General features: G+C 36.0%; 30 protein-coding genes and 1 pseudogene. 27 read left to right on the top strand and 4 right to left on the bottom strand.

Translation table 11 applies throughout. The features are described 5' to 3' along the window. The first annotated feature begins 59 nt into the window (after positions 1 to 59). The 5 genes and pseudogenes from CQ058_RS10245 to CQ058_RS10215 form a co-directional block, all read left to right on the top strand. Entirely contained in the window at positions 60 to 653 is a 594-nt protein-coding gene (locus tag CQ058_RS10245) for a hypothetical protein (protein WP_105589675.1), read from the top strand. Positions 654 to 756: 103 nt separating this feature from the next. Continuing rightward, on the top strand, positions 757 to 1,209 hold the full coding sequence (locus CQ058_RS10240) for a hypothetical protein (RefSeq protein ID WP_105589674.1): 453 nt from the start codon (positions 757 to 759) through the stop codon (positions 1,207 to 1,209). Positions 1,210 to 1,411: 202 nt separating this feature from the next. Further along, positions 1,412 to 1,828, top strand: a complete 417-nt coding sequence (locus tag CQ058_RS10235; protein WP_105589673.1) for a hypothetical protein — start codon at positions 1,412 to 1,414, stop codon at positions 1,826 to 1,828. Between the two features lie 706 nt (positions 1,829 to 2,534). After that, positions 2,535 to 3,008, top strand: coding sequence for an SMI1/KNR4 family protein (locus CQ058_RS10225; RefSeq protein ID WP_002190644.1), 474 nt, complete (start codon positions 2,535 to 2,537; stop codon positions 3,006 to 3,008). Between the two features lie 204 nt (positions 3,009 to 3,212). Beyond that, positions 3,213 to 3,416 (top strand): annotated as a pseudogene (locus CQ058_RS10215) (YrhA family protein); the annotation flags it as partial. Positions 3,417 to 3,454: 38 nt separating this feature from the next. Here the strand turns inward: CQ058_RS10215 and CQ058_RS10210 are convergent. Beyond that, positions 3,455 to 3,601: a YycC family protein gene (locus tag CQ058_RS10210; RefSeq protein WP_001247671.1), complete on the bottom strand. Its 147-nt coding sequence runs from the start codon at positions 3,599 to 3,601 to the stop codon at positions 3,455 to 3,457. A 50-nt stretch (positions 3,602 to 3,651) separates the two neighbouring features. Here CQ058_RS10210 and CQ058_RS10205 point away from each other — a divergent pair, with 50 nt between their 5' ends. Further along, positions 3,652 to 4,380 (top strand): glycerophosphodiester phosphodiesterase, encoded by a 729-nt coding sequence (locus CQ058_RS10205; RefSeq protein ID WP_002033957.1) that lies wholly within the window; start codon positions 3,652 to 3,654, stop codon positions 4,378 to 4,380. A gap of 51 nt (positions 4,381 to 4,431) precedes the next feature. Here the strand turns inward: CQ058_RS10205 and CQ058_RS10200 are convergent, their stop codons facing one another. Beyond that, a complete protein-coding gene (locus CQ058_RS10200; protein WP_001190193.1) occupies positions 4,432 to 4,665 on the bottom strand; it encodes a DUF2627 domain-containing protein in 234 nt (77 codons plus the stop codon). A 137-nt stretch (positions 4,666 to 4,802) separates the two neighbouring features. On the opposite strand from CQ058_RS10200, the gene CQ058_RS10195 reads away from it, so the two are divergent. From CQ058_RS10195 to CQ058_RS10090, 19 genes are all read left to right on the top strand, one after another. Further along, positions 4,803 to 6,875, top strand: coding sequence for a sigma 54-interacting transcriptional regulator (locus CQ058_RS10195; RefSeq protein ID WP_105589672.1), 2,073 nt, complete (start codon positions 4,803 to 4,805; stop codon positions 6,873 to 6,875). A 195-nt stretch (positions 6,876 to 7,070) separates the two neighbouring features. Beyond that, positions 7,071 to 7,970, top strand: coding sequence for a phosphate butyryltransferase (gene yqiS, locus CQ058_RS10185; RefSeq protein ID WP_002190640.1), 900 nt, complete (start codon positions 7,071 to 7,073; stop codon positions 7,968 to 7,970). 35 nt (positions 7,971 to 8,005) lie between these two features. After that, a complete protein-coding gene (locus CQ058_RS10180) occupies positions 8,006 to 9,106 on the top strand; it encodes a leucine dehydrogenase (RefSeq protein WP_002015088.1) in 1,101 nt (366 codons plus the stop codon). Between the two features lie 87 nt (positions 9,107 to 9,193). Continuing rightward, positions 9,194 to 10,297 (top strand): butyrate kinase, encoded by a 1,104-nt coding sequence (gene buk, locus CQ058_RS10175; protein ID WP_002088555.1) that lies wholly within the window; start codon positions 9,194 to 9,196, stop codon positions 10,295 to 10,297. A gap of 4 nt (positions 10,298 to 10,301) precedes the next feature. Then, positions 10,302 to 11,723, top strand: a complete 1,422-nt coding sequence (gene lpdA / locus CQ058_RS10170; protein WP_002015090.1) for a dihydrolipoyl dehydrogenase — start codon at positions 10,302 to 10,304, stop codon at positions 11,721 to 11,723. 27 nt (positions 11,724 to 11,750) lie between these two features. Beyond that, positions 11,751 to 12,752 carry a 3-methyl-2-oxobutanoate dehydrogenase subunit alpha gene (bfmBAA, locus tag CQ058_RS10165; RefSeq protein ID WP_000852549.1) on the top strand — a complete coding sequence of 334 codons (1,002 nt, stop codon included), beginning with the start codon at positions 11,751 to 11,753 and terminating at the stop codon, positions 12,750 to 12,752. 13 nt (positions 12,753 to 12,765) lie between these two features. Next, a complete protein-coding gene (bfmBAB, locus tag CQ058_RS10160) occupies positions 12,766 to 13,749 on the top strand; it encodes a 3-methyl-2-oxobutanoate dehydrogenase subunit beta (protein WP_000290070.1) in 984 nt (327 codons plus the stop codon). Between the two features lie 15 nt (positions 13,750 to 13,764). Beyond that, the gene (locus tag CQ058_RS10155) at positions 13,765 to 15,081 is read left to right on the top strand and encodes a dihydrolipoamide acetyltransferase family protein (RefSeq protein WP_002184993.1); all 1,317 of its coding nucleotides are present in this window, start codon (positions 13,765 to 13,767) and stop codon (positions 15,079 to 15,081) included. A gap of 340 nt (positions 15,082 to 15,421) precedes the next feature. Further along, on the top strand, positions 15,422 to 16,600 hold the full coding sequence (locus tag CQ058_RS10145) for an FtsW/RodA/SpoVE family cell cycle protein (RefSeq protein ID WP_002129028.1): 1,179 nt from the start codon (positions 15,422 to 15,424) through the stop codon (positions 16,598 to 16,600). Between the two features lie 104 nt (positions 16,601 to 16,704). Next, on the top strand, positions 16,705 to 17,409 hold the full coding sequence (locus tag CQ058_RS10140; protein WP_002190638.1) for a DUF421 domain-containing protein: 705 nt from the start codon (positions 16,705 to 16,707) through the stop codon (positions 17,407 to 17,409). 73 nt (positions 17,410 to 17,482) lie between these two features. Then, positions 17,483 to 17,947 (top strand): NUDIX hydrolase, encoded by a 465-nt coding sequence (locus CQ058_RS10135; RefSeq protein ID WP_002190637.1) that lies wholly within the window; start codon positions 17,483 to 17,485, stop codon positions 17,945 to 17,947. 123 nt (positions 17,948 to 18,070) lie between these two features. Then, a complete protein-coding gene (locus CQ058_RS10130; RefSeq protein ID WP_002190636.1) occupies positions 18,071 to 18,478 on the top strand; it encodes a YjdF family protein in 408 nt (135 codons plus the stop codon). 143 nt (positions 18,479 to 18,621) lie between these two features. After that, complete coding sequence (locus tag CQ058_RS10125) at positions 18,622 to 19,035, top strand: BrxA/BrxB family bacilliredoxin (protein ID WP_002008492.1); 414 nt, start codon at positions 18,622 to 18,624, stop codon at positions 19,033 to 19,035. Between the two features lie 251 nt (positions 19,036 to 19,286). Beyond that, positions 19,287 to 20,066, top strand: coding sequence for a transporter substrate-binding domain-containing protein (locus CQ058_RS10115; RefSeq protein WP_002129023.1), 780 nt, complete (start codon positions 19,287 to 19,289; stop codon positions 20,064 to 20,066). A gap of 36 nt (positions 20,067 to 20,102) precedes the next feature. Beyond that, entirely contained in the window at positions 20,103 to 20,762 is a 660-nt protein-coding gene (locus tag CQ058_RS10110) for an amino acid ABC transporter permease (protein WP_002067073.1), read from the top strand. Continuing rightward, entirely contained in the window at positions 20,755 to 21,477 is a 723-nt protein-coding gene (locus tag CQ058_RS10105; RefSeq protein ID WP_002088545.1) for an amino acid ABC transporter ATP-binding protein, read from the top strand. Before CQ058_RS10110 ends, CQ058_RS10105 begins: the two co-directional genes overlap by 8 nt. Before the next feature lie 100 nt (positions 21,478 to 21,577). Further along, complete coding sequence (locus CQ058_RS10100; RefSeq protein ID WP_105589670.1) at positions 21,578 to 22,546, top strand: aromatic acid exporter family protein; 969 nt, start codon at positions 21,578 to 21,580, stop codon at positions 22,544 to 22,546. A gap of 16 nt (positions 22,547 to 22,562) precedes the next feature. Beyond that, the gene (locus CQ058_RS10095) at positions 22,563 to 23,123 is read left to right on the top strand and encodes a L,D-transpeptidase (RefSeq protein WP_002015103.1); all 561 of its coding nucleotides are present in this window, start codon (positions 22,563 to 22,565) and stop codon (positions 23,121 to 23,123) included. 64 nt (positions 23,124 to 23,187) lie between these two features. Then, the gene (locus tag CQ058_RS10090) at positions 23,188 to 23,427 is read left to right on the top strand and encodes a DUF3894 domain-containing protein (protein WP_002088543.1); all 240 of its coding nucleotides are present in this window, start codon (positions 23,188 to 23,190) and stop codon (positions 23,425 to 23,427) included. A 90-nt stretch (positions 23,428 to 23,517) separates the two neighbouring features. On the opposite strand, the gene prli42 is transcribed toward CQ058_RS10090, so the two are convergent. Continuing rightward, on the bottom strand, positions 23,518 to 23,610 hold the full coding sequence (gene prli42, locus CQ058_RS31795) for a stressosome-associated protein Prli42 (RefSeq protein WP_000549036.1): 93 nt from the start codon (positions 23,608 to 23,610) through the stop codon (positions 23,518 to 23,520). Between the two features lie 187 nt (positions 23,611 to 23,797). On the opposite strand from prli42, the gene CQ058_RS10080 reads away from it, so the two are divergent. Beyond that, positions 23,798 to 24,343, top strand: a complete 546-nt coding sequence (locus CQ058_RS10080; RefSeq protein ID WP_002015105.1) for a GNAT family N-acetyltransferase — start codon at positions 23,798 to 23,800, stop codon at positions 24,341 to 24,343. Positions 24,344 to 24,470: 127 nt separating this feature from the next. Next, positions 24,471 to 25,589, top strand: a complete 1,119-nt coding sequence (locus CQ058_RS10075) for a tripeptidase T (RefSeq protein ID WP_002015107.1) — start codon at positions 24,471 to 24,473, stop codon at positions 25,587 to 25,589. Positions 25,590 to 25,640: 51 nt separating this feature from the next. On the opposite strand, the gene CQ058_RS10070 is transcribed toward CQ058_RS10075, so the two are convergent. After that, on the bottom strand, positions 25,641 to 25,841 hold the full coding sequence (locus CQ058_RS10070; protein WP_078175444.1) for a hypothetical protein: 201 nt from the start codon (positions 25,839 to 25,841) through the stop codon (positions 25,641 to 25,643). Positions 25,842 to 25,963: the final 122 nt, after the last annotated feature.

Genomic DNA, 25,963 nt, shown 5'->3' with positions numbered 1-25,963 from the left:
TGGTGTGATAGACGAAATCACAAAAAATAAAATGAAAAATGAAATGGAGATAAATTAATATGAAAAACTTAGAAACGATGGAAGCAAAATTAGAAAGAAAATATGAAAGACAAATGAAAGCATTTAAAGAAATGGCATTTTTCTTGGAACTTGAAAACATGAAATATCTTGTAAGTGGTAGCCGTAATGCTTCCTTATATGTAGATGTAAATGATGAAATTGCATTTCAAATCTGGATTGAAAATGGACAATTTGTACTGGATACAGAATTTTACAGAAGTGGATTACGTGACGAAAATGGACGTCATATTGGTATAGTCGTTCTTGATAAAATTAAACGTGTGGGAGCAAAAACAATCGTAAATAACATGATTCGTATTTGCAACAACATTGATGAATTGGTGCTGGAAAAGTTGGAACAGAAAGAAATGTGGAAACGACAACGTGAAGAAAACGCTGAACGATACAAACAAAAAATCCGTGAAGAGGTAATTGCGGAATTACAAAAAGAAGCAAAATCCAAAGAACCTGCTAAAAAACGTACACGAAAAGCTGTTAAAAAGACTGAAAAAACAGAAAAATTAACGGTGATGCCTGAAGTACCACCAGTACCAATGATTGATATTGCACATGAAGATGCACCTGATTTCTAAAATACATGACCGCTGACTCGCAAAGTTGGCGGTTACTAAATCAAAATTAAACTTATAACATTTTAAAAACAAACTATATAAATATAACGGAGGAATTTTTATTATGAAAAATTTAACATTGGAATCTGCATTGAAGGTAAATTACATGAAAGAGTTGGTTATGTTAACGGAATTGGAACGACAATTAAAACGTGGTAACATTGACTACTGGATTTTCGAAGATTGTGGCAAAATAGGATTATCCGTAACAACGGAAACTTGGGAAGACATGATGGGAATAAGCATTTCAATTAAACATGAAGAAATGCAAAGCTTTTATTTAGTAGAAGCATTCGCTATAGAAAATATTGACTGGGAACTAATTGAATTAGAGACAAAAACTTTTGCAACAATGTCTGAAGCACATCAAGAAATTGAAAGAATTATACAACATCTACCAGAAGTGGTTGAGCAATCGCTCATTAAAAATGGTAATGATGTTGAATACGCAACTGTAACTCGTGAAATTTTTCAAGAGATAGTCGACGAACAACCAAAAGGAATTGCTTTCAGGTAACGATGAAATAAAGACCACCAGTAAAAAGCTGATGGTTTTATTTTCCATAAAATGTATTTGAATATTAATATTCAGAAAATTCCCCTTTACACGGTTAACATTTGTTGATACTATAGAAACATATCGGATATGACAATATTCGACAAATTACATAAACCTCCAATTACTAATGAAAAATTATAAACAAGTGGAGGAATGCAAGATGACAGTAACATTAGATGAAGAAACATATGATATGATTGACGAGTATTTACAATCGGCAATTCAAGTTGTGAAAGAAATGTATCAAGAACATGGTGAAGAAGTTTTCGACCTTTTGGAAAATGAACACTTTGACGAGTTCAGAGATAAAACATATGAACTTACTGAAGTAATTTCTGATGACATGCTAGAAGGTTTCAAAAATATGTATATCGAAGAATTGAACGAGGCACTAAATGGTGAAGTCACTCCGATTGTTACAGAAACGAAAGATGTTTTGGGTCAATTGGAATATCATTTACAGATTCATGATACTATAGTCATTCTACACAAGCGTGGTCGTAGGGTTGACGACTGGGGTTCTGATACTCCAACCGATGTTAAAAGTATCATCAATAGAATTGTGATGAGAGGTTAATGTTTCATCAAACGCCTTAAATTAACGTATATTGCGTTTTATCGAACTAACGACAAATGACATTAAAATAAATTTTAAATGCAAAGCGGACGAATCTCAACGTCCGTTTTTTTATGATTTCATTTTGAGGTTCATATTTTGGAAACTGCTTCTTGTTTCACAAACTAGAGTGATGATATAATGAGTGCAACGAAACAAATTAATGAATACATGCCAATAAACTATAAGGGTGTGTATCAAAATATTGAATTTGAAAACGTATTGTTTATGCGTTTTTACCATATAAAACGAGCGTAACAGCCCCATATCTTCCGAGTTCATCGCAATGGTTGCGGATAAGCTAAGACTTGAACATAAGGCTTCGTAAACGCTGTAATATCAAGGCGTTAAGCGTATTTCATAACAAAAATTAATAACCAACGAATTACGTATGTAGGCAATAAAGTACATAGGTAATTGGCGGTTAATTTAAAAACCTTCTATTTATTGGATTGAAATTTTAATTCCAATAGCTAGGCGGTTTTTTTGTTGTATGAATAACTTTCAGATGAATGTTGAAAACTTTTTGCTTCATATTTAGAAAGAGAATTAAAAGTTACGGATGTTGATAAGGTAAAACCTCTTCATATTCGGACGTATATTAAATATTTAAGGGAACGTGGTAAATACACATTTACATCTAATACAGCTATGGAGGGTAATATTTATGTTTAATTTCACAAATTTGGAAAAGGTATCATTTGATAGAACTGAAGCAGAACAAGTTTTAGATAAATATGAAACCGTATTTTTAAAAATATATGATGATGAAATACAAGAGGCTGAAGGAATGATAGGATTTAAATTCCCAAAGGAACTAAGATATTTTTATAAAAATGTCGGTAGTGGTTTTGTGAAAAGTAATTCTGAGTACTTTGTTAACCGTCTAATGGACCCTGAATCCGTTGCGGATTTAAGACTTAGACAAGATGTGTATGAAGAAAACCCTAGATATGATTATATTGATGATGAAGAATCATTAGCTTTCTTTGAAATTAATGAATCAAGCTTTTTAACGTTAAAATTTAAGCAGGCAAATGAATTAGCTCAATGTCCTATATATTATGGTTCAACAAAGATAGCGGATTCGTTAGAGGGATTTTTAATTAAAATGAATGAAAATCCTGACTATTATATTTAATCTTTTTAAGACTTACTTTAAGGCGTAGGATTTGAAAAATATCTAATCATGAATAAAAAGCTTATGTATAACTTGCATAAGCTTTTTTAATGTACATGAACTAGACACTTACAAGATGGAGATAGTGCAGACATAAGCTGGCCTATACCAAAATACAACATCTATCCTAAAGGAGAATAAATAAATTTAGAAAGAGGTTTTTATATGTGGAAAAATCTGATTTTAGAAATTGAAAAGGTAGAGAGAAGTTTTAATGATAAACTGAATACACCCGCAACGGATACTGAAATTGGTAAATTAAGAGAACGTGTGAAAGAGAATTTTAATGTTGACTTACCGAGTGAATATGAGGAGTTTCTTAAAACTGTAAATGGATTAGATTTTAGCGGGGAAGTCATCCATGATATAATAGATAATAATAAAAAGCCCTGCAAAACAGGACTATATTATTCTTCGTCTTTATTTTGTTTTTCTAATTCAACTAACTTTTGGATTAAAATATGCTGTGGCATATGCATAAGTTGTTCAAGTGGAACACCTAACGCTTTTGATAGGCGGACTGCAGTGTCTGGAGAAATTTGTAATGGTCTCATAGAAGTACCTCCTTTTTCGTATAGTATAGCATAAGATTGGGGGAGTGAGGATGACTCTTATATTTGCGCATCGTGGTGCGGCGGGAACGTATCCGGAAAATACAATGATTTCATTTGAAGCAGCAGAGGCTTTCGGGGCAGATGGAATTGAACTCGATGTTCAATTCACGAAAGATGGAAAAGTTGTCGTTATTCATGATGAAACGGTGGATCGGACAACAAATGGAAAAGGTGCGGTTCGAAATTATTTATATGAGGATTTATGTAAGTTGGATGCGAGTTATAAATTCGGTGACAAAGTAGGTTTTTGCAAAATACCTCTTCTAGAAGAGGTGTTAGAATGGCTCGCAAAAACGAAATTGCTACTCAATATTGAACTGAAAAATAATAAAATCCCATACAGAGGTTTAGAAGAAGAGGTTATAACACTTGTACGTAAGTTTAGTCTAGAGGATCGGATTGTGTTTTCTTCTTTTAATCACTACAGTATGAAGCGATGTCATATGATGGCTCCTGATATTCAAACAGCTATTTTGTATCGTGAAGGTTTGCATAGCCCGTGGGCATATGCAAAAAAGATGGGTGCTACTGCAGTACATCCGAATTATCGTTATCTTCAAGATGCTATCGCTGAATTAACGATGGGAAGTGGTGTGGAGGTTCGTCCTTACACGATAAATGAAGAAACGCTTATGCGTAAATATTTTGATATGAATATATCAGCGATTATTACTGATTATCCTGAAACAGCAAGAACTTTATTACCGATAAAAAAATGAGACCTAATATAATGGTCTCATTTTTTATTTATGATATGTGAAAACTTTGTTTTATCTTCTGAAGCGTGCTTGTACTTTATTTCTCTTACGATCTCTGTGTAAGACGAAGCCGCCGAAGATATAAAACCCGAGTGCGAAGCAAAGAGCGCCGATTAAAAATTGTAACCATAATATAGGGATTGGGGAGAACAAAATCCCAAATACAGTATCTCTCATTAGTTTAATACCAAGCACGGCTAATGAAATGGGGATGAGTGCTAATAATAGAGCGAGGTAACGCTGCATACATAACGCTCCTTTTCAGATTATTTTGTGTATTTTAATGATGTTATATGGAATGGGGGTTTGTCAAGAGGTTGCTGAACGAGTAAGATAAGAATGTGAAAAATTTTGCAGAGATACTTCGAGAGGAAGTGTAATGTATGAAACAAAATGTGTTAATTGTTGGAGCAGGTGAAGGTGGGAGTACACTGCTGAGTCTGTTGCAAAATTCGAATATATTTCAAATTATAGGAGTTATTGATAGTAATCCAATTGCGAAAGGATTACAAATCGCAAAGGAATATGGGGTTCCGATTGGTGATAGTGTAACTCCGTTTCTTTCTATGCATATTGATGTAATGTTTGATATGACAGGTGATTATGATTTACATAAAGTTTTATTGGGAAGCAAGCATAAAGACACCCTTCTTATACCAGGGGATATTGCAAAAATTGTTACGAGACTAGCGCATGAGAAGGAAAGCTTAATTGGAAAGCTAGAAGAACAGACGCAACAAGGGAATTTAATTTTAAATTCAACGCATGACGGTATGATTGTTATAGACCAAGAGGGACAAGTTCGTCTGTTTAATAAAAGCGCAGAGCGTATTACTGGATATAAAAAAGAGGAAGCAATAGGGAAATATATTTTAGAAGTTATTCCAACGAGTAAGTTGCTTCGTATTATACGCACGAAAAAAATAGAAGTGAATCATGAACTGACGTTAGAGAATGAAAAAAAGATTATTACAACGCGTATTCCGATATTAAAAGAAGGTGGAGAGGTTCAAGGGGCATTTGCGATTTTTAAAGACATTACAGAAGTTGTAGATTTAGCGGAAGAAGTTACAGACTTAAAAGAAATTCAAACGCTACTTGAGGCGATTATTAACTCATCTGAGGAAGCAATTTCGGTTGTTGATGAGAAAGGAAGAGGACTAGTTATAAACCCTGCTTATACGAAGTTAACGGGTTTGACTGAAGAAGAAATTATTGGGAAGCCGGCTACAACTGATATTGTGGAAGGTGAAAGTATGCATATGAAAGTACTTCGGACGCGCCGAGCGGTACGAGGAATACATATGAAGATTGGGCAAAAAAAGCGAGATGTAATTGTAAACGTAGCACCGGTTATTGTCGATGGAATATTGAAAGGGAGCGTCGGGGTAATTCGCGATGTATCAGAAATTCAAAAGTTAACAAATGAATTGAATAGGGCAAGACAAATTATTCGAACGTTAGAAGCAAAATATTCATTTGATGATATTGTTGGTGATTCAGATGAAACGACGGCAGCTATTGAACAAGCAAAACTTGGAGCGAATACACCGGCAACAGTATTACTTAGAGGGGAATCTGGTACGGGGAAAGAGTTATTTGCACACGCTATTCATAACAGTAGTAATCGAAAATACAATAAGTTTGTACGAGTAAACTGTGCTGCTATTTCTGAGACCTTATTAGAAAGTGAATTATTCGGTTATGAGGAAGGCGCGTTTTCTGGAGCGAAAAGAGGCGGGAAACGAGGATTCTTTGAAGAAGCGAATAATGGAAGTATTTTTTTAGATGAAATCGGAGAGTTATCTGCAAATACGCAAGCGAAGCTCCTTCGTGTGCTACAAGAAAAAGAAATTGTGAAAGTAGGGGGAACGAAAGCGATACCTATTAATGTCCGGGTAATTGCAGCAACGCATGTGAATTTAGAAAAGGGCATTCTAGAAGGAGAGTTCAGAGAGGACTTATATTATCGTTTAAATAAAATCCCGATTCAAATTCCTTCCCTTCGTCAGCGTAAAGGAGATATACCAGCGATTGCAGAAAGGTTAATTCAAAAAATTAATCAAGATTATGGTCGTAATGTAGAAGGACTCACCGATTCAGCCGTTTCGTATTTACAATCATATGAATGGCCAGGGAATGTTAGGGAACTTGAAAATATTTTAGGACGAGCTATTATCTTTATGAATTATAACGAAATATATATTGATGTACATCATTTACCGCCTTTACATAAAGAAGAACAAGTAGAGACGAAACAAAATAATTTATTACCTGAATTAGAAGAGAAGGCCCTTGAACACCTAGTGACAGAATTTGAGGGGAATATTATCCGTGAATATTTAGAGAAATTTGATGGGAACAAAACGAAGACTGCAAAAGCGTTAGGAATTTCAGTTCGAAACTTATATTACAAGCTAGAAAAGTATAACTGTGCAAAAAATAGCACGCAATAAATTGCGTACCGTGCAATTTATTGCGTGGTATACAAAAAGCGACAAAACGAGACAGAATATTTCGTTGTTTTCCAAAGTATTGATTTCACTGCATTTTGAATGCGTTTTCATTATTGGTAAGACCACTTTTGAAAGTTGGCACGGTATTTGCTTAATGAATAGACGAGGGACGACGGAAAGGGTTGATTACAAAATATGAAGTTAGAACACTTAATTGATCAAGCAGCAGGACAGCCTAAAAAAACTGTGGCTGTAGCAGTAGCTGAAGATCATGAAGTAATTGAAGCTGTAGCGAAAGCAATCAAGTTACAGCTAGCTCAATTTCGTCTATATGGAAATCAAGAGAAAATAATAGGGATGCTACAAGAGCATGGGTTACAAACTTCAGAACATATTGAAGTGATTGCAGCAGCGTCAAGTGCTGAGGCTGCAGAACTTTCTGTTAAATCTGTAAGCAATGGCGAAGCAGATGTGCTAATGAAGGGGAACATCCCAACAGCAAATATTTTGAAAGCTGTATTAAATAAAGAGTGGGGACTTCGTAAGGGCAGCGTGCTTTCACATGTTGCAGCGTTTGAAGTTCCAAATTACGATCGTCTTATTTTTGTTACAGACGCAGCGATGAACATTGCACCTGATGTAACACAAAAAGCTGCTATTATACAAAATACTGTAGAAGTTGCCAAGGCAATAGGAATTGATTTGCCAAAGGTAGCGCCAATTGCAGCGGTAGAGGTTGTTAATCCTGCGATGCAAGCGACAATTGATGCAGCGATGTTAACTCAAATGAATCGCCGCGGACAAATTAAAAATTGTGTCGTTGATGGACCACTTGCTTTAGATAATGCAGTATCACAAATTGCAGCAGAACATAAAGGCATAGTAAGTGATGTAGCAGGTAAGGCAGACATTTTACTCGTCCCAACGATTGAAGCTGGAAATGTGCTATATAAATCACTCGTCTATTTTGCAAATGCAAAGGTAGGAGCGATGATTGCTGGCGCTAAAGCACCGATTGTTTTAACATCACGTGCTGATTCAGCAGAAACAAAAGTATATTCATTAGCATTGGCAGTTGCGACTGCTTCAAAATAAACCAAATAGGGTAAAACAATTAGGGGGAAACGACAATGACATTAGAAATCTTCGAATACTTAGAAAAATATGATTATGAGCAAGTGGTATTTTGTCAAGATAAAGAATCTGGTTTAAAAGCAATCATTGCAATCCATGATACAACACTTGGACCAGCTCTTGGTGGAACAAGAATGTGGACATATGATTCTGAAGAAGCGGCGATTGAAGATGCATTGCGTCTTGCAAAAGGGATGACATACAAAAATGCAGCAGCTGGTTTAAACTTAGGTGGTGCAAAAACAGTAATTATCGGTGATCCACGTAAAGATAAAAGCGAAGCGATGTTCCGTGCATTAGGACGCTACATTCAAGGACTAAACGGACGTTACATTACAGCTGAAGATGTTGGTACAACAGTAGATGATATGGATATTATCCATGAGGAAACTGATTTTGTAACAGGGATTTCACCATCATTCGGTTCTTCTGGTAACCCATCTCCAGTAACTGCATACGGTGTTTACCGTGGTATGAAAGCAGCTGCAAAAGAAGCATTTGGTACAGATAACCTAGAAGGAAGAGTAATTTCTATTCAAGGTGTTGGTAACGTAGCGTATCACCTATGCAAACATTTACACGCTGAAGGAGCAAAATTAATCGTTACAGATATTAATAAAGAAGCTGTACAACGTGCAGTAGAAGAATTCGGTGCAACAGCAGTTGAGCCAAATGAAATTTACGGTGTTGAATGTGATATTTACGCACCATGTGCATTAGGCGCAACAGTTAATGATGAAACTATTCCACAACTTAAAGCAAAAGTAATCGCTGGTTCTGCAAATAACCAATTAAAAGAAGATCGTCACGGCGACCTTATTCATGAAATGGGTATTGTATACGCACCAGACTATGTTATTAATGCAGGTGGCGTAATTAACGTAGCAGACGAATTATATGGATACAATAGAGAACGTGCATTAAAACGTGTTGAGTCTATTTATGACACAATTGCAAAAGTAATCGAAATTTCAAAACGCGATGGCATAGCAACTTATGTAGCAGCAGATCGTCTAGCTGAAGAGCGCATTGCAAGCTTGAAAAACTCTCGTAGCACATACTTACGCAACGGTCACGACATTATTAGCCGTCGCTAATCATTCATATATAACTTTTACAAAAGGTGTGGTTACCTCTTATGAGGTTTCCACTTCCTTTTAAATTTATTAGTGGAGGTAGCAACATTGTCTGTAAATCGAATTCTTGTTATTAACCCAGGTAGTACATCCACAAAGATTGGTGTTTTTGATAATGAAAGACCCGTTCTAGAAGAAACTATTCGTCATGACGTAGAACAGATTGGAAAATATAAGCGAATTATCGACCAATATGAGTTTCGTAAAGAAACGATTTTAGAAGTTCTACATTCTCATGGTATTAACATTTCAAAATTAAACGCTGTTTGTGGGCGTGGTGGATTACTTCGTCCAATCGAAGGCGGTACGTATACAGTAAACGATGCGATGTTAGAAGATTTAAAAAATGGGTTTAGCGGTCATCACGCTTCAAACCTTGGAGGCATTTTAGCATATGAAATCGCTTCTGGATTAAACATTCCTGCATTCATTGTGGATCCTGTCGTTGTAGATGAGATGGAGCCAATTGCTCGTATAAGTGGTATTGCTGGTATGGAACGCAAAAGTATCTTCCATGCATTAAATCAAAAAGCAGTTGCTCGTAAAGTGGCAGATGAATTAAATCACAAATATGAGGATTTAAATTTATTAGTTACACATATGGGCGGTGGTATTACAGTTGGTGCTCATAAAAAAGGAAAAGTTATCGATGTTAATAATGGCTTAAACGGAGAAGGACCATTTAGTCCAGAGCGTGCTGGTACAGTACCAGTAGGACAATTAGTTGAAATGTGTTTTTCTGGTGAGTATTACCGAGACGAAATGGTTAAAAAACTTGTCGGACAAGGTGGACTTGTAAGTCTTATCGGTACAAACGATGCAATTAAAGTAGAACAAATGGTTGAAAAAGGTGATCCTGAAGCAACTCTTATTTATAAAGCAATGGCGTATCAAGTTGCAAAAGAGATTGGCGGAGCTAGTGCTGTACTTCACGGGAAAATCGATGCAATCGTATTAACTGGTGGACTTGCGTACAGTAAAATTCTTGTCGATGAAATAAAAGAACGTGTTCACTGGATTGCAGATGTTATCGTACATCCAGGAGAAGATGAATTACAAGCGTTAGCAGAAGGAGCACTTCGTGTATTACGTGAAGAAGAAGCTCCAAAAGAATATATTGTACGAGAAAAACAAACAGTAGCTAGGGGTTGAGATAATGGCAAGAGAATATGATTTAGTCATCGTTGGCGGCGGTACTGGTGGATATGTTGCTGCTATTCGTGCATCACAACTAGGGTTAAAAACTGCACTTGTTGAAAAAGAAAATCTTGGTGGTACTTGTTTGCACAAAGGATGTATTCCTAGTAAAGCTCTTTTACGTAGTGCGGAAGTATACGCAACTGCTAAAAAAGGAGAAGAGTTCGGAGTTATTGCAAGTAATGTAGAACTAAACTTTGCTAAAGTACAAGAGCGTAAAGAGAAGATTGTAACGCAGCTTCATAAAGGCGTTCAGCATTTAATGAAACAAGGTAAAATTGATGTGTTTGAAGGTATTGGCCGTATTCTTGGCCCATCTATTTTCTCTCCAATGCCAGGTACAATTTCAGTTGAACTTGCAAGTGGAGAAGAGAATGAAATGTTAATTCCAAAAAATGTACTTGTTGCAACAGGTTCTCGTCCAAATTCATTACCAGGATTAGAGTTAGACGGAGAGTATGTAATGTCTTCGGATCATGCCCTAAAAATGGAAACGCTTCCTAGCTCAATCATTATCGTTGGTGGCGGTGTAATTGGTATTGAGTGGGCATCTATGCTTGCTGACTTCGGTGTAGAAGTTACTGTATTAGAATATGCGAAAAACATATTACCACTAGAAGATAATGACGTTTCAAAAGAAATGCAACGTCTATTCAAGAAAAAAGGTATTAAAGTGGTAACTGGTGCAAAAGTATTACCAGAAACATTGGTAAAAGATAATGGAGTAACAATTCAAGCTGAACATAACGGTGAGAACAAAGCATTTAAAGCAGAAAAAATGCTTGTATCTGTAGGAAGACAAGCGAATACGCAAAATATGGGCTTAGAGAACACAGATATTGTTGTGGAAAAAGGATACATTCAAACAAATGAGTTTTATCAAACGAAGGAATCTCATATTTACGCAATTGGAGATGTAATCGGTGGCTTGCAACTTGCTCACGTTGCTTCTCATGAAGGAATTGTTGCAGTAGAACATATCGCTGGTAAAGAAGTTGCACCAATTGATTATTCTATGGTATCAAAATGCGTATATAGTAGTCCAGAAGTTGCTTCTGTCGGCTTAACAGAACAAGAAGCAAAAGAAAAAGGCTATAAGTTAAAAGTAGGTAAGTTCTCATTCCGTGCAATCGGAAAGGCACTTGTATACGGAGAATCAGACGGTTTTGTAAAACTTGTAGTTGATGAAGAAACAAATGACATTCTCGGTGTTCATATGATCGGACCACATGTAACAGATATGATTTCTGAAGCTGGTCTTGCAAGAGTACTTGATGCAACACCTTGGGAAGTAGCACATACAATTCATCCGCATCCATCATTATCTGAGGCGATTGGTGAAGCTGCACTTGCTGTAGATGGAAGAGCGTTACACGCATAAAAATGTGGATTTAGGAGGTTATGAAAAATGGCAGAAGTAAAAGAAAAGCGCCATGAAGAGCTTGGCTTAAGTGATGAGCAAGTATTAGAAATGTTCCGTACGATGTTACTTGCACGTAAAATTGACGAACGTATGTGGTTATTAAACCGTGCAGGTAAAATTCCATTCGTAATTTCTTGTCAAGGACAAGAGGCTGCACAAGTTGGAGCGGCGTTCGCTCTTGATAGAGAGAAAGATTATGCATTACCATACTACCGGGATATGGGTGTTGTACTAGCGTTTGGTATGACAGCTAAAGAGCTTATGTTGTCTGCTTTCGCAAAAGCTGGAGATCCAAACTCTGGTGGTCGTCAAATGCCTGGTCACTTCGGTCAAAAGAAAAATCGTATTGTTACAGGCTCATCACCAGTAACAACGCAAGTACCACATGCAGTTGGTATTGCACTAGCTGGAAAAATGGAGAAGAAAGATTTAGTAACGTTCGTTACATTCGGAGAAGGCTCTTCAAACCAAGGTGACTTCCATGAAGGAGCAAACTTTGCTGGTGTACACAAACTACCTGTTATTTTCATGTGTGAAAATAATAAATACGCAATCTCTATTCCAGTTGAAAAACAATTAGCATGTAAAAACGTATCAGACCGTGCAATTGGTTACGGTATGCCTGGATATACAATAGACGGAAACGATCCGCTTGCAGTATATAAAGCTGTAAAAGAGGCAGCAGACCGCGGCCGTCGTGGTGAAGGCCCAACTTTAATTGAAACAGTATCATATCGTTTAACAGCACATTCTAGTGACGACGATGATCGTGTTTATCGTGATAAAGAAGAAGTAGAAGAAGCAAAGAAAAAAGATTCAATTATAACATTTGCAGCTTATTTAAAAGAAGCTGGCGTGTTAACTGAGGAATTTGAAAAACAAATGTTAGACGAAATTATGCATATCGTAAATGAAGCAACAGAATATGCAGAAAATGCTCCGTATGCAGCACCTGAAGATGCATTGAAGCACGTATACGCAGAATAGGGGGGAACGTTTCATGGCTGTAATGTCTTATATTGATGCTATTACATTAGCAATGCGCGAAGAAATGGAACGCGATGAGAAAGTATTCGTTTTAGGAGAAGATGTTGGTAAAAAAGGTGGCGTGTTTAAAGCGACACACGGTTTGTATGATCAATTTGGTGAAGATCGTGCGCTTGATGCACCGCTTGCAGAATCTGCAATTGCTGGGGTAGCAATTGGTGCGGCAATGTATGGTATGCGTCCAATCGCTGAAATGCAGTTTGCTGATTTCATCATGCCAGCAGTAAACCAAATTGTTTCTGAGGCAGCAAAAATTCGTTATCGTTCTAATAACGATTGGACTTGTCCAGTTACAATTCGTGCGCCATTTGGCGGCGGTGTTCACGGTGCATTGTATCATTCACAATCTGTAGAAGCGATGTTTGCAAACCAACCAGGTTTAAAAATTGTTATCCCTTCTACACCATATGATGCAAAAGGCTTATTAAAAGCTGCAATTCGTGATGAAGATCCAGTATTATTCTTTGAGCATAAGCGTGCATATCGCTTAATTAAAGGTGAAGTGCCAGAAGATGACTATGTATTACCAATCGGAAAAGCAGATGTAAAACGCGAAGGTGATGATATTACTGTTATCACTTACGGATTATGTGTTCACTTTGCTCTTCAAGCAGCTGAAAAGTTAGCACAAGATGGAATCTCTGCACACATTCTTGATTTAAGAACGGTATATCCGTTAGATAAAGAAGCAATTATTGAAGCGGCTTCTAAAACAGGTAAAGTTCTTCTTGTAACAGAAGACAATAAAGAAGGAAGTATTATAAGTGAAGTGGCAGCTATTATCGCTGAAAACTGTCTGTTTGATTTAGATGCGCCAATCGCACGTCTTGCAGGTCCAGATGTTCCAGCAATGCCATATGCACCAACAATGGAAAAATTCTTTATGGTAAATCCAGATAAAGTTGAAAAAGCAATGCGTGAACTTGCGGAATTTTAATCGGGGGGACTATACATGGCTGTAGAAAATATCACAATGCCTCAGCTCGGGGAGAGCGTTACAGAGGGTACAATTAGTAAATGGCTCGTTAATGTTGGCGATCACGTAAACAAGTATGATCCGCTTGCAGAAGTAATGACTGATAAAGTAAATGCTGAAGTGCCATCTTCTTTCACTGGTATTGTGAAAGAATTAATCGCTGGTGAAGGTGAGACGTTAGCTGTAGGTGAAGTAGTTTGTGTTATTCAAGTAGAAGGCGCAGATGAAGTAGCAGCGACAGCTGTTGAGGAAAAAACAAAAGAAGAACCAAAGGCAGAAGTAGCTACGCCTGAAAAAGCACCGAAAGCAAAACAACCAACTGATGGAAAACCACGTTTTTCACCAGCTGTTTTAAAACTTGCAGGTGAGCATAATGTTGATTTAGATTTAGTAGAAGGTACGGGAGCAAATGGCCGTATCACTCGTAAAGATATTTTAAAGCTGGTGGAATCTGGAAATATTCCGCAAGCAGGTGCGAAGAAAGAGGAAGCGGTAGCAGCAGTAGTAGAAGCGCGTCCAGAAGCACCAAAAGCAGCGCCAGTAGCACAAAAAGTAGAAGCTGTAAAACCAGTTTCTGTACCAACAATGCCTGGCGATATCGAAATTCCAGTAACAGGTGTGCGTAAAGCAATTGCAGCGAACATGTTACGTAGTAAACACGAAGCGCCACATGCTTGGATGATGATTGAAGTAGATGTGACAAACCTTGTGTCATACCGTAATTCAATTAAAGGTGATTTCAAAAAGCGCGAAGGCTTTAATTTAACGTTCTTTGCTTTCTTCGTAAAAGCAGTAGCGCAAGCGTTAAAAGAGTATCCTCAAATCAATTCAATGTGGGCTGGCGATAAGATCGTTCAGAAGAAAGATATTAACCTTTCTATCGCTGTTGCAACAGAGGACGAACTATTTGTACCAGTAATTAAACACGCGGATGAGAAGACGATTAAAGGTATCGCTCGTGAAATTACAGAGCTTGCAGGAAAAGTACGTACGAAATCGTTAAAAGCGGACGAAATGCAAGGCGGAACATTTACAATTAATAACACAGGATCATTCGGTTCTGTTCAATCTATGGGTATTATTAATTACCCACAAGCGGCTATTTTACAAGTTGAATCAATTGTAAAACGCCCAGTAATTATGGATAACGGTATGTTCGGTGCTCGCGACATGGTTAACTTATGTTTATCACTTGACCACCGTGTACTAGATGGCCTAATTTGTGGTAAGTTCTTAGGACGTGTAAAAGAAATTCTAGAAAATACGTCAGAAAATAATACATCTGTATATTAATAAAAAGCTCGCTTATGCGAGCTTTTTATCATCTTATTTCTTCATTTGCATCCTACTATATGTACAACACTTTTCCCAGCAATCTTACAATGAACGAGTATGTATTAGAAATTTACGAAAATACATTGCTGATATATGGTATATAGATATAAAATAAGAAAAGAATAATTTTTTTGGCAAATCTTACTGACGAAACTGTAGTATAATATATTGTATTGTATGAAAAAGAGAGTTATTCTATATAAGTGTTTTATAGATAATGTGTAATCAGTCGTCAAAACATGAAGAATGTTGACTCCTGGTTTTTTATTTTGCTGTAACAATGTTTCAGGAGGATGTCATGAAAAGAAGTACCGAGTTTCTAAAAAGTTTAGATGTAAAATTAATTTTAATTTTGTGTGCATTTTGTGTTATAAGTATAACTGCTATATATAGCAGTCAGCAAACCGGACAGTATGGAGATGCAAACTTTGCTATGAAGCAGGGAGTTAACTACATAATTGGGGTTGTATTGTTACTTCTTGTTGCTAGCATCGACTTAGATCAGTTGCAAAAATTGTCTTGGCCGCTTTATATTGCTGGGTTTGCTTCACTTATTCTTTTGAAAGTATTACCACCATCAGGTTTCACACCTGAAAAGTTAGGGGCAAAAAGGTGGTTCGTTTTTCCAGTACTTGGACAAATTCAGCCATCCGAGTTTTTCAAAATCGCATTGCTTCTCGTAGTAGCAAGTATAGCAGTGAAACATAATGCACAGTATATGGCAAGGACATTCCAAACGGATTTACAATTAGTAGGTAAAATTATGCTAGTATCCCTCCCGCCTATGGCCGTTGTATATAGCCAACCGGATACAGGGATGGTGTTCTTATATGCAGCAGCTATCGCATGTATTTTATTTATGTCAGGAATTCAAAAGAAATTAATTGCGTTATGTACAGTCATTCCGGTGACCATATTGTCTACATTAATATTTATATTTGTAAAATATCCAGATTTCTTCTTTAATAAATTAGTTACTTTGTTAAAACCTCACCAACAATCACGTATTATAGGTTGGCTAAATCCATTTGAGAATGCAAATGAAGGCTATCAAACACAGCAATCGATTTTAGCTGTAGGTAGTGGAGGTATGGAAGGGAAAGGATTTGGTGAAGGGAACGTCTATATTCCAGAGAAACACACTGACTTTATTTTCGCTACAATTGCCGAAGAAGGTGGATTTATAGTAGCGGCGTTAGTTGTGTTCTTGTTCCTGTTACTACTATATCGAACAATTATTATCGGTTATTCTGCTGATAATTTATTTGGTACATTATTATGTGCTGGATCAATAGGAATACTAACGGTTCAAATATTCCAAAATATTGGTATGATCGTTGGATTAATGCCTGTAAAAGGGATTGCATTACCTTTCTTATCGTATGGGGGAAGTTCCTTATTCTCGAATATGATTATGATGGGGCTCATATTATCGGTACGGAAAACGTATAAAAAATATATGTTTTCAGTTAAGTAAAAAAGCTGGTTCGTTTTTAAACGAACCAGCTTTTTTACATATATGCTCCTAAACGTTGCAAACTAAAACAGACTAGCAGTTTGGGATGTAAGGAGTGCAAAGTGATGCATATGCATATTTTTGAAGGAGCACGGCATCTTTCTAACGGTGAATGGGTTGTTCGAGCTATTATAGCGTACACATTTTTAATATTAGTTGCGAAATCGATGGGACAAAGATCCATCGCACAACTTCGCTTTTTAGATGTTGTATTAGTGTTATTACTTGGTGGTAATATTTCTAATGCGCTATCTGATGAAAAGGTCGGATTACTCGGTTCAATGATTACAACTTTTATACTAGTTGTACTTCATATTATAAGCTCTGTTTTAATGTTGAAATGGGATAGATGGAGACGCTTTTTAGAGCCTGCACCTATTATTCTTATACACAATGGTGCCATTGATTTTAGCAATTTGAAAAAGGCGAGAATTACGGCGGAATATTTATTTTCGGAACTTCGCATGCGAAATGTGAGCGATATTCAAACGATTAAATTAGCATTATGGGAAGCAAGTGGTGTTGTTTCTATATTTCAGTATCCAGAATATGAAGCAGTTTCTCGGCTTGATCTTAAAGTGGCGGGGAAAAAATCTCCAGTTGCTTTTATTTTAGTGAAGGATGGAAGAATTCAGCAGGACGTTCTCGCTTTAGTAGGAAAAACAGAAGAGTGGGCGAGAGAATTTCTAGAGAAGAGTGCAGAAGTCGAATCCATTATGTTAGCTACAGTAGATGAAGCGCATAAAATAAATATTTTGTTAAAAAAATGAAAAATATACGCATTTTGTCGTTTCATACATATGATACAATAGTGTGGACAACGAAAAAATGGGAGGTGTTTCCATGGGATATGTAGAGGAATTACGAAAAGTAGTTGGTCATCGCCCTTTAATTTTAGTTGGTGCTGTTGTACTCGTTATAAATGAAAGTGGATATGTATTATTACAGCAAAGAACAGAGCCTTACGGAAAATGGGGGTTGCCTGGCGGGCTAATGGAGCTTGGTGAATCACCAGAAGAAACAGCTTACCGTGAAGTATATGAAGAGACAGGAATAGAAGTAAAGAACCTCCGATTAATCAATGTATTTTCTGGAGCGAACTATTTTTCAAAATTAACAAACGGTGATGAGTTTCAATCCGTAACGACAGCCTATTATACCGATGAATACGAAGGGAATTTTGTTATGAATAAAGAAGAAGCGGTTCAGCTTACATTCTTCCCACTAACAGAACTACCTGACTATATTGTAGGATCGCATAAAAAAATGATTGGTGAATATATAAAAATTATGGGAAATAAGATATAATATATAATGAAAGAGATACAAAAACACAGTTCTGGTCGGTAGTCCAGACGCATGATTTCATGTCAGTAACCTTCCCCTCCGGGATGTCCAGTATTTCTAATTTTTTTAAAGGAGGGGCTGTCAATGGATTTGACAGTATATCACGATGGTCAATTTTTCGTAGGAATTATTACGCATAAAGAAAAAGGAAAATTGTATGGAGCAAGGTATATTTTTGGAATGGAACCTTCAGATGAAGAAGTACTTATATTTGTGAATGGTCTAATGTTAGCATATTTCCAGCACGTTGCAAAATGCGGTGTGGAAGTGAAAGAAAAACAGCGTCCCAAAAATATAAAACGTACCATACGACAAGCGGCAAAAGAAGTAAATGTAAAACGTTTTACTAAGGCACAAGAAGCGATTAGTTTATCTTATGAATTGTATAAACAAGAAAAGAAAGTGCAGTCTAAAGAGAAGCGAGAAGCTGAAAAACAAAGAAGACGTTTAATTAAAGTACAAAAAGCAAAGCAAAAGCATCGTGGCCATTAAAAAAAGGTGTTAGAGCAAGGGCTCTAACACCTTTTCTATGCCTAAATACAAGTAAACTTACTTGTATTTCATAAACATTAACTGGTAAGATACAAATAGGTAGAATTAGAGGAGGGAAAAGATTGATTAACTTTAACTTTTTTATGAATGATGTTGTCCGTCAAGCGCGTGAAGAGATTGTCTCTGCGGGATATACAGAATTGACGACACCAGAAGCAGTCGAAGAAGCATTTAAAAGAAATGGTACAACACTTGTAATGGTAAACTCTGTATGTGGTTGTGCAGGTGGCATTGCTCGTCCTGCTGCTGCACATTCCGTACATTATGATAAACGCCCTAACCACCTTGTAACGGTATTTGCGGGTCAAGATAAAGAAGCAACAGCAACAGCTCGTGAATATTTTGAAGGATATCCACCTTCATCTCCATCATTTGCGTTATTGAAAGATGGAAAAATTGTAACGATGGTAGAACGTCATGAAATTGAAGGTCATGAACCAATGCAAGTTATTGCAAAACTACAATCTTATTTCGAAGAGAATTGTGAAGAACTATAAATATAAGCGAAAAGGCGGTACGTCCACAATGAAGTGGATGTACCGCCTTTTTTATTTAGTTTTTAAAATAATTAAACATGCAGGAAGTTGTTGTTTTATGCATGTTTTCATGCATTGACAACAGCTTTAATGCTGTTTTTTTATTTATTTTTATTTTAAATATTGCATAAAAATGAAAGTGCTGATACAATACAAACATCGAATAAATATTCTATTAAACTTTTAAATATACATTATTAGGGGGAATAAAGATGAAGAAGTTGTTATCAATATCGTTTGCACTTATTTTAATTGTAAGTATATTCAGTGCTTGTAGTAATGGGGAAGAAAAGGCTACTGGAAAAAATAAAAAAGTACTCGTTATGGGGACTTCAGCAGACTATAAACCGTATGAATACGTAGAAGCTTCAAAAAGTGATGAAATTATCGGCTTTGATGTTGATATTGCCAAATATATCGGAAAAGAACTTGGATACGAAGTGAAAGTGAAAGACATGGATTTCGGCGGATTATTAGCATCTCTTAATTCAGGAAAAGTTGATTTCGTTATGGCGGGTATGACGCCAACTGCAGAGCGTAAAAATAATGCTGATTTCACAGATATATATTTTGTTGCAAAAAATATGATCGTTTCAAAAAAGGGCTCTAATATTAAATCGTTAGAAGATTTAAAAGGGAAAAAAGTAGGAGTACAAACAGGATCAATTCAAGAAGAAAAGGCAAAAGAATTTCAGAAACAAGTCGATTTCAAAGCTGAGGGACGTGACCGTATACCAGAAATCGTACAAGAAATTAAAGCTGGTCGTTTTGACGCTGCAATTATAGAAGACACAGTTGCAAAAAATTATTTAGAAAAAATGAAAGAACTACAAGGAATTGAAATTCAAGAAGCACCAGAAGAAGTAGGTGCAGCAATTGCTCTTCCGAAAAATAGTGATAAAACAGAAGAATTTAATAAAGTAATTAAGAAAATGCAAGAAAATGGAGAAATGGATAAATTAGTGAAGAAATGGTTTGGTAGCGGAAAATAAGCTGCCTTTCACTTTTCTGTGAGGGGAATGAAAAGGATGAATCTAGATTTTTCGGCAATTACGCCTTCAATACCATATATATTAAAGGGATTAGAAGTTACATTGAAAATTGTAGCTGCATCAGCTGTGGTAGGATTTATTTTAGGAACGTTATTAGCACTTTGCAAAATTGCTAGAATACGAGTATTAAATATTGCAGCAGATATTTATACGTCAATATTTCGTGGCACACCGCTAGTATTACAATTAATGATTATTTATTTCGGTGTTCCGCAAATGATGGGTTATGAGATACCGGCCTTTTTAGCAGCTGTACTTGCATTTAGCTTAAATTCAGGTGCATATATGTCAGAAGTAATTCGTGCCGGCATTCAAGCAGTCGATAAAGGACAAACAGAAGCAGCAATGGCTTTAGGTATTCCGTACAGTAAAATGATGAGAAATATTATTTTTCCTCAAGCTTTAAAAAATATATTACCAGCACTTGTGAATGAGTTTGCGACACTTACGAAAGAGTCGGCTGTAGTAACCGTAATAGGAGCGACTGATTTAATGCGCCGTGCTTATATTGTAGGTGGTGAAACATTTAAATATCTTGAGCCATTACTTTTTGTTGGACTTATTTATTATATATTAGTAATTATTCTTACATTAGTCGGGAAAGCCATTGAAGGGAGAATGAAGAAAAGTGATTAAAATTGACAACCTTCATAAATCATTTGGGAAAAATGAAGTATTAAAAGGAATTACAACAACGATTGAGAAAGGAGAGGTTGTTGCAATTATTGGACCGTCTGGATCTGGAAAGTCAACGTTTTTACGCTGTATGAATGTATTAGAAGCGCCGACAGATGGTCACATTTGGATTGGAACGGAAGAAGTAACGAATCCGAAAACAAATATTATGCACGTTCGTGAAAATGTCGGAATGGTATTTCAACATTTTCACTTATTCCCTCATATGACTGTATTAGAAAATATTACGTATGCTCCTATCAATGTAAAAGAAGTAACGAAGCAAGAAGCTGAAAAAAAAGCTGAGAAACTTCTAGAAAAAGTGGGGTTATTAGATAAGAAAGATGCATATCCAAATCGTCTTTCAGGAGGACAAAAGCAACGTGTAGCAATTGCAAGAGCGTTAGCGATGGAACCGGAAGTTATGTTATTTGATGAACCTACCTCTGCGCTAGATCCAGAAATGGTGAAAGAAGTGTTAGAAGTTATGAAATCATTAGTTACGACAGGAATGACGATGGCAATCGTTACACATGAAATGGGATTTGCAAAAGAAGTAGCAGACCGTGTTCTCTTTTTAGATGGTGGAAAGCTCGTAGAAGATAGTAATCCGGAAGAGTTTTTTACAGCACCAAAAAGTGACCGTGCAAAAGAATTTTTGCAAAAGATATTGTAATATGTGAAGGGTACGTGAATAATAGGTAGAAAAGGATGACATTGCGTCATCCTTTTTTTATACTATTTTTAAATACATTTATACATATAGGAGTAATGATATGTTTAAAATTGGATATAGAACAGTGAAAACAGCGCTTGGAACGGGAGCGGCAGTTTTTATTGCTCAGTTATTAGGATTAGAATTTTATAGTTCAGCTGGTATTTTAGTCATTTTATGTGTGCAAAATACGAAACGAAAATCCGTTCAAGTATCGTTGCACCGTTTTTTAGCTTGTGTATTATCGATGGTATTTGCGTTTTGTATTTTTGAAACGATTGGTTATACACCACTAGCGATTAGCGTATTACTGCTTACCTTTATTCCAACTGCAGTTATGTGCAAAATTCAAGAAGGGATCGTCACGAGTTCGGTTATCGTTATGCATCTGTATTCATTAAAGCAAATTACATGGTCTATAGTTGGTAATGAAATTGCTATATTAACGATTGGAATTAGTGTCGCTTTATTAGTAAACATGTACATGCCAAGCAGTGAGAATAAACTGAAAGAGTATCAAGGAAAAATAGAAGAGCATTTCAGAACGATTTTGTTTGAAATGGTCGTTTATTTACGGAATCGAGATAGTAATTGGAGTGGGGCCGAATTAATTGAAACAGAAATGATGCTGAAAGAAGCGAAAGATTTATCATTTAAAAAACTTGAGAATGAATTTATGCGTGAAGATGACTATTATTATCGGTATTTTGATATGCGTATGCAACAATTTGAAATTTTGGAGCGCATGATACCATTAGCTGCATCACTATCTTGGACGTATGAACAAGCTGATATGATTGCAGACGTAATTGAAAATATAGGGAATTCTATTCGACCTGAAAGTACAGGGGTCATTTCGTTAAGACAACTTCAAGAAATGCGAGAATTATTTAGAGAAATGCCTTTACCAGTCTCGCGAAAAGAATTTGAAATACGTGCAAAACTTGTTCAACTTGTTTATGAGATGGAGCAATATTTACTCATTAAAAGTCGTTTTAAGGGAAAGGATAATATAAAAGAACTTATTTAGAAGGTAGGAAATATATATGCCGTATCTTCTTTCTTTATTATTATGTCTTTCTCTATCACCGATCTGGCCTCTTGGTGATAACCCACGTGCTGGAGATCCTTTTATAATTGTAAATAAAGCAACGAATAAACTAGCTTACATCGATGATGGGAAGATCCAAAAGGTTTTTCCAGTAGCGACAGGGAAAACAAATGAATTAACCCCAGAAGGAACTTTTGACATTGTATTGAAGGCGAAGGATCCCTATTATATTGCGAAGGATATTCCTGGGGGCTCTCCAAAAAATCCACTTGGATCGAGGTGGATGGGATTTAATGCAAGAGGAACGGATGGAAGTAAGTATGGGATACACGGGACAAACCAGCCTAGTTCAATTGGAAAATATATTTCGCAAGGATGTATAAGAATGAAGAAACATGATGTGGAATATTTGTTTGATCGTATTCCAATTGGAACGAAAGTATCGATTGTGAAATCGAAAAAAACATTTCAGCAATTGGCGAAGGAAAAAGGGGCCATAGTATTTGGAAAAGTCAACGAAACGGTTGGCTTTTTCTTTTATTATAAGTTGTCTTGACATGTGTACATAACCATGCGTTAATGAGAATATATAAAGATAATTGAGTAAAGGGGTTGCTCATATGTATTTAAATCCAAAAATTTCTTACATGCAGTTTTGTGTTGGTTTTCTATTTGTTATTACATTCATATTGGCAACTTTTAATATATGTTCTTACGTTGTAGCGATTGTATTTATGGCATTACTCAATCTTACTTTTGTTATTGGGGCATTTCAGCAGAAACAATATACAAGTTTTGTAATAGCACTTGTAATGGCCTTTTCCTTTAGCATTGTAGCAATTGTAATATATATAAAATAAAATGTTCATTACAAGATAGACTATTTCGATTTCGAGATGGTCTATTTTGTATGTGTAAGCAGTAAAAAAAGGACGAGTGAATCGTCCTTTTTACCAAAACATACTTGCGCCAGTAAGTAATGTTGTTACAAGCATAGAAATTAGCATTATATAAACCATAATTTTTTGAGCTTTTTTATGCATCGTTAAACCTCCTTGCAAATCAGTACAATTTCATTGTAACGAGAAATGAAATTGTGGACAAGGGGAGAGAAAGGACAAAATTCGGGAAGGGGGTGCAAAATATTACAGGAAATTTGAGCATACGTAGAGAATATGTTAAAAGATAGATTATTAATTTTTTTTATGCAAGCTGAAGAATGGAGATACAATGATGAAAATATACGAGACAGATCGTTTACATTTAAGAGAAATTGATGAGTCGTATGCGGAAAAAGTTCTTCAATATTACGACAAAAATCGTGAATTTTTAAAAGCGTGGGAAGAGTATAGACCGGAGGGGTTTTTCACGTTAGATTATCAAAAGAAAAAGTTACAAAAGGATAGAAAAGAGTTCGCGGAAGGCAAGATTATCAGGCTTTGGATTTTTAAAAAGGGTGATGATACAAAAATTATTGGATGTATTTCATTTAATCTAATTGTTCGCGGAATTTATCAATCTTGTGTACTCGGTTATAAATTAGATAAGGAAGAATTGAATAAAGGTTACACAACAGAAGCGCTTAGAAAAGCAATTCAAGTTACCTTTGAAGAATTTCATTTACATCGTATAGAAGCACCAATTATGCCACGAAATTTAGCATCTATACAAGTAGTGACGAAGATAGGATTTCAATATGAAGGTGTATCTCGAAAAATGCTAATGGTAAATGGCATCTGGGAAGATCATATGCGCTGGGTATTGTTAAACGAGTAATAGAAGGCAGATGGGTATCTAGATGTGTTAACCATCTGTTTTTTGTCTTGTATTTCGAAACTTTTGCGAAATTCTGTTATAATTAATGTTGTTATATACATAATGGTAGTGCAGGAGGCGCAGTCTTATGATTAATCAAGAACGTTTAGTAAATGAATTTATGGAGTTAGTACAAGTAGATTCTGAAACAAAATTTGAAGCAGAAATTTGCAAAGTGTTAACAGAGAAATTTACTGCTTTAGGTGTAGAAGTATTTGAGGATGACACGATGGGTGTGACTGGTCATGGTGCAGGTAACTTAATTTGTACTTTACCAGCAACAAAAGACGGTGTTGATACAATTTATTTCACTTCTCATATGGATACAGTAGTTCCTGGTAATGGAATTAAGCCTTCTATTAAAGATGGATATATCGTATCAGATGGTACTACAATTTTAGGAGCCGATGACAAAGCTGGATTAGCATCTATGTTTGAAGCAATTCGTGTCTTAAAAGAGAAAAACATTCCTCATGGTAAAATTGAATTTATTATTACAGTTGGAGAAGAATCTGGTCTTATTGGCGCAAAAGCGTTAGATCGCGAGCGCATTACAGCAAAATATGGTTATGCATTAGATAGTGATGGAAAAGTTGGTGAAATTGTAGTTGCAGCGCCAACACAAGCGAAAGTGAATGCGATTATTCGCGGGAAAACAGCTCATGCTGGCGTAGCACCAGAAAAAGGTGTATCTGCAATTACTATCGCAGCAAAAGCAATCGCAAAGATGCCACTTGGTCGTATCGATTCTGAAACAACTGCAAATATTGGACGTTTTGAAGGTGGTACACAAACAAATATCGTTTGCGATCATGTTCAAATCTTTGCAGAAGCTCGTTCTTTAATAAATGAGAAAATGGAAGCACAAGTTGCAAAAATGAAAGAAGCATTTGAAACAACTGCAAAAGAAATGGGTGGTCATGCAGACGTTGAAGTAAACGTTATGTATCCAGGATTTAAGTTTGCTGCTGGCGATCACGTTGTAGAAGTTGCGAAACGTGCAGCTGAAAACATTGGTCGTACGCCTTCTCTTCACCAAAGTGGTGGCGGAAGTGATGCGAACGTAATCGCAGGACATGGTATCCCAACAGTTAACTTAGCAGTTGGTTATGAAGAAATTCATACAACAAATGAAAAAATTCCTGTTGAAGAATTAGCGAAAACAGCAGAATTAGTTGTAGCTATTATCGAAGAAGTAGCGAAGTAAGTAATAAAGTCAAAAAGACGTGTGAACCAATTATGGTTTACACGTCTTTTTTTATTTTGATTCAATTGCTTTCACAAGGCGGATAAGCCAATATAGGAAAATCCATGGCAGTATATAGGTTGTTAGGATACTTAGTAAGCGTGGAAGGAGCCCTGCTACGTTTATATCAAAAATAGGAAGTAATAAATAATTAATTAAGAGGACTAATATAATAATGAGAAATGTATAGTTGAGTTTACTATTTGATTTCACAATAGATCACCCTTTTTACAATAATATCCATATTCAATATAAAGTATAGCAAAAATAAGGATAAAAAAAAGAATAAGTAATTATTATATTGTACATGAATTTGATATAATGAAAGAACAAAT

The organism is Bacillus sp. MYb56 (genome assembly GCF_002976445.1).
In the GTDB taxonomy this organism is placed as follows: domain Bacteria; phylum Bacillota; class Bacilli; order Bacillales; family Bacillaceae_G; genus Bacillus_A; species Bacillus_A mycoides.
The sequence above is the reverse complement of the archived record's forward strand: the minus strand, read 5'-3'. Positions and strand labels throughout refer to the sequence as shown.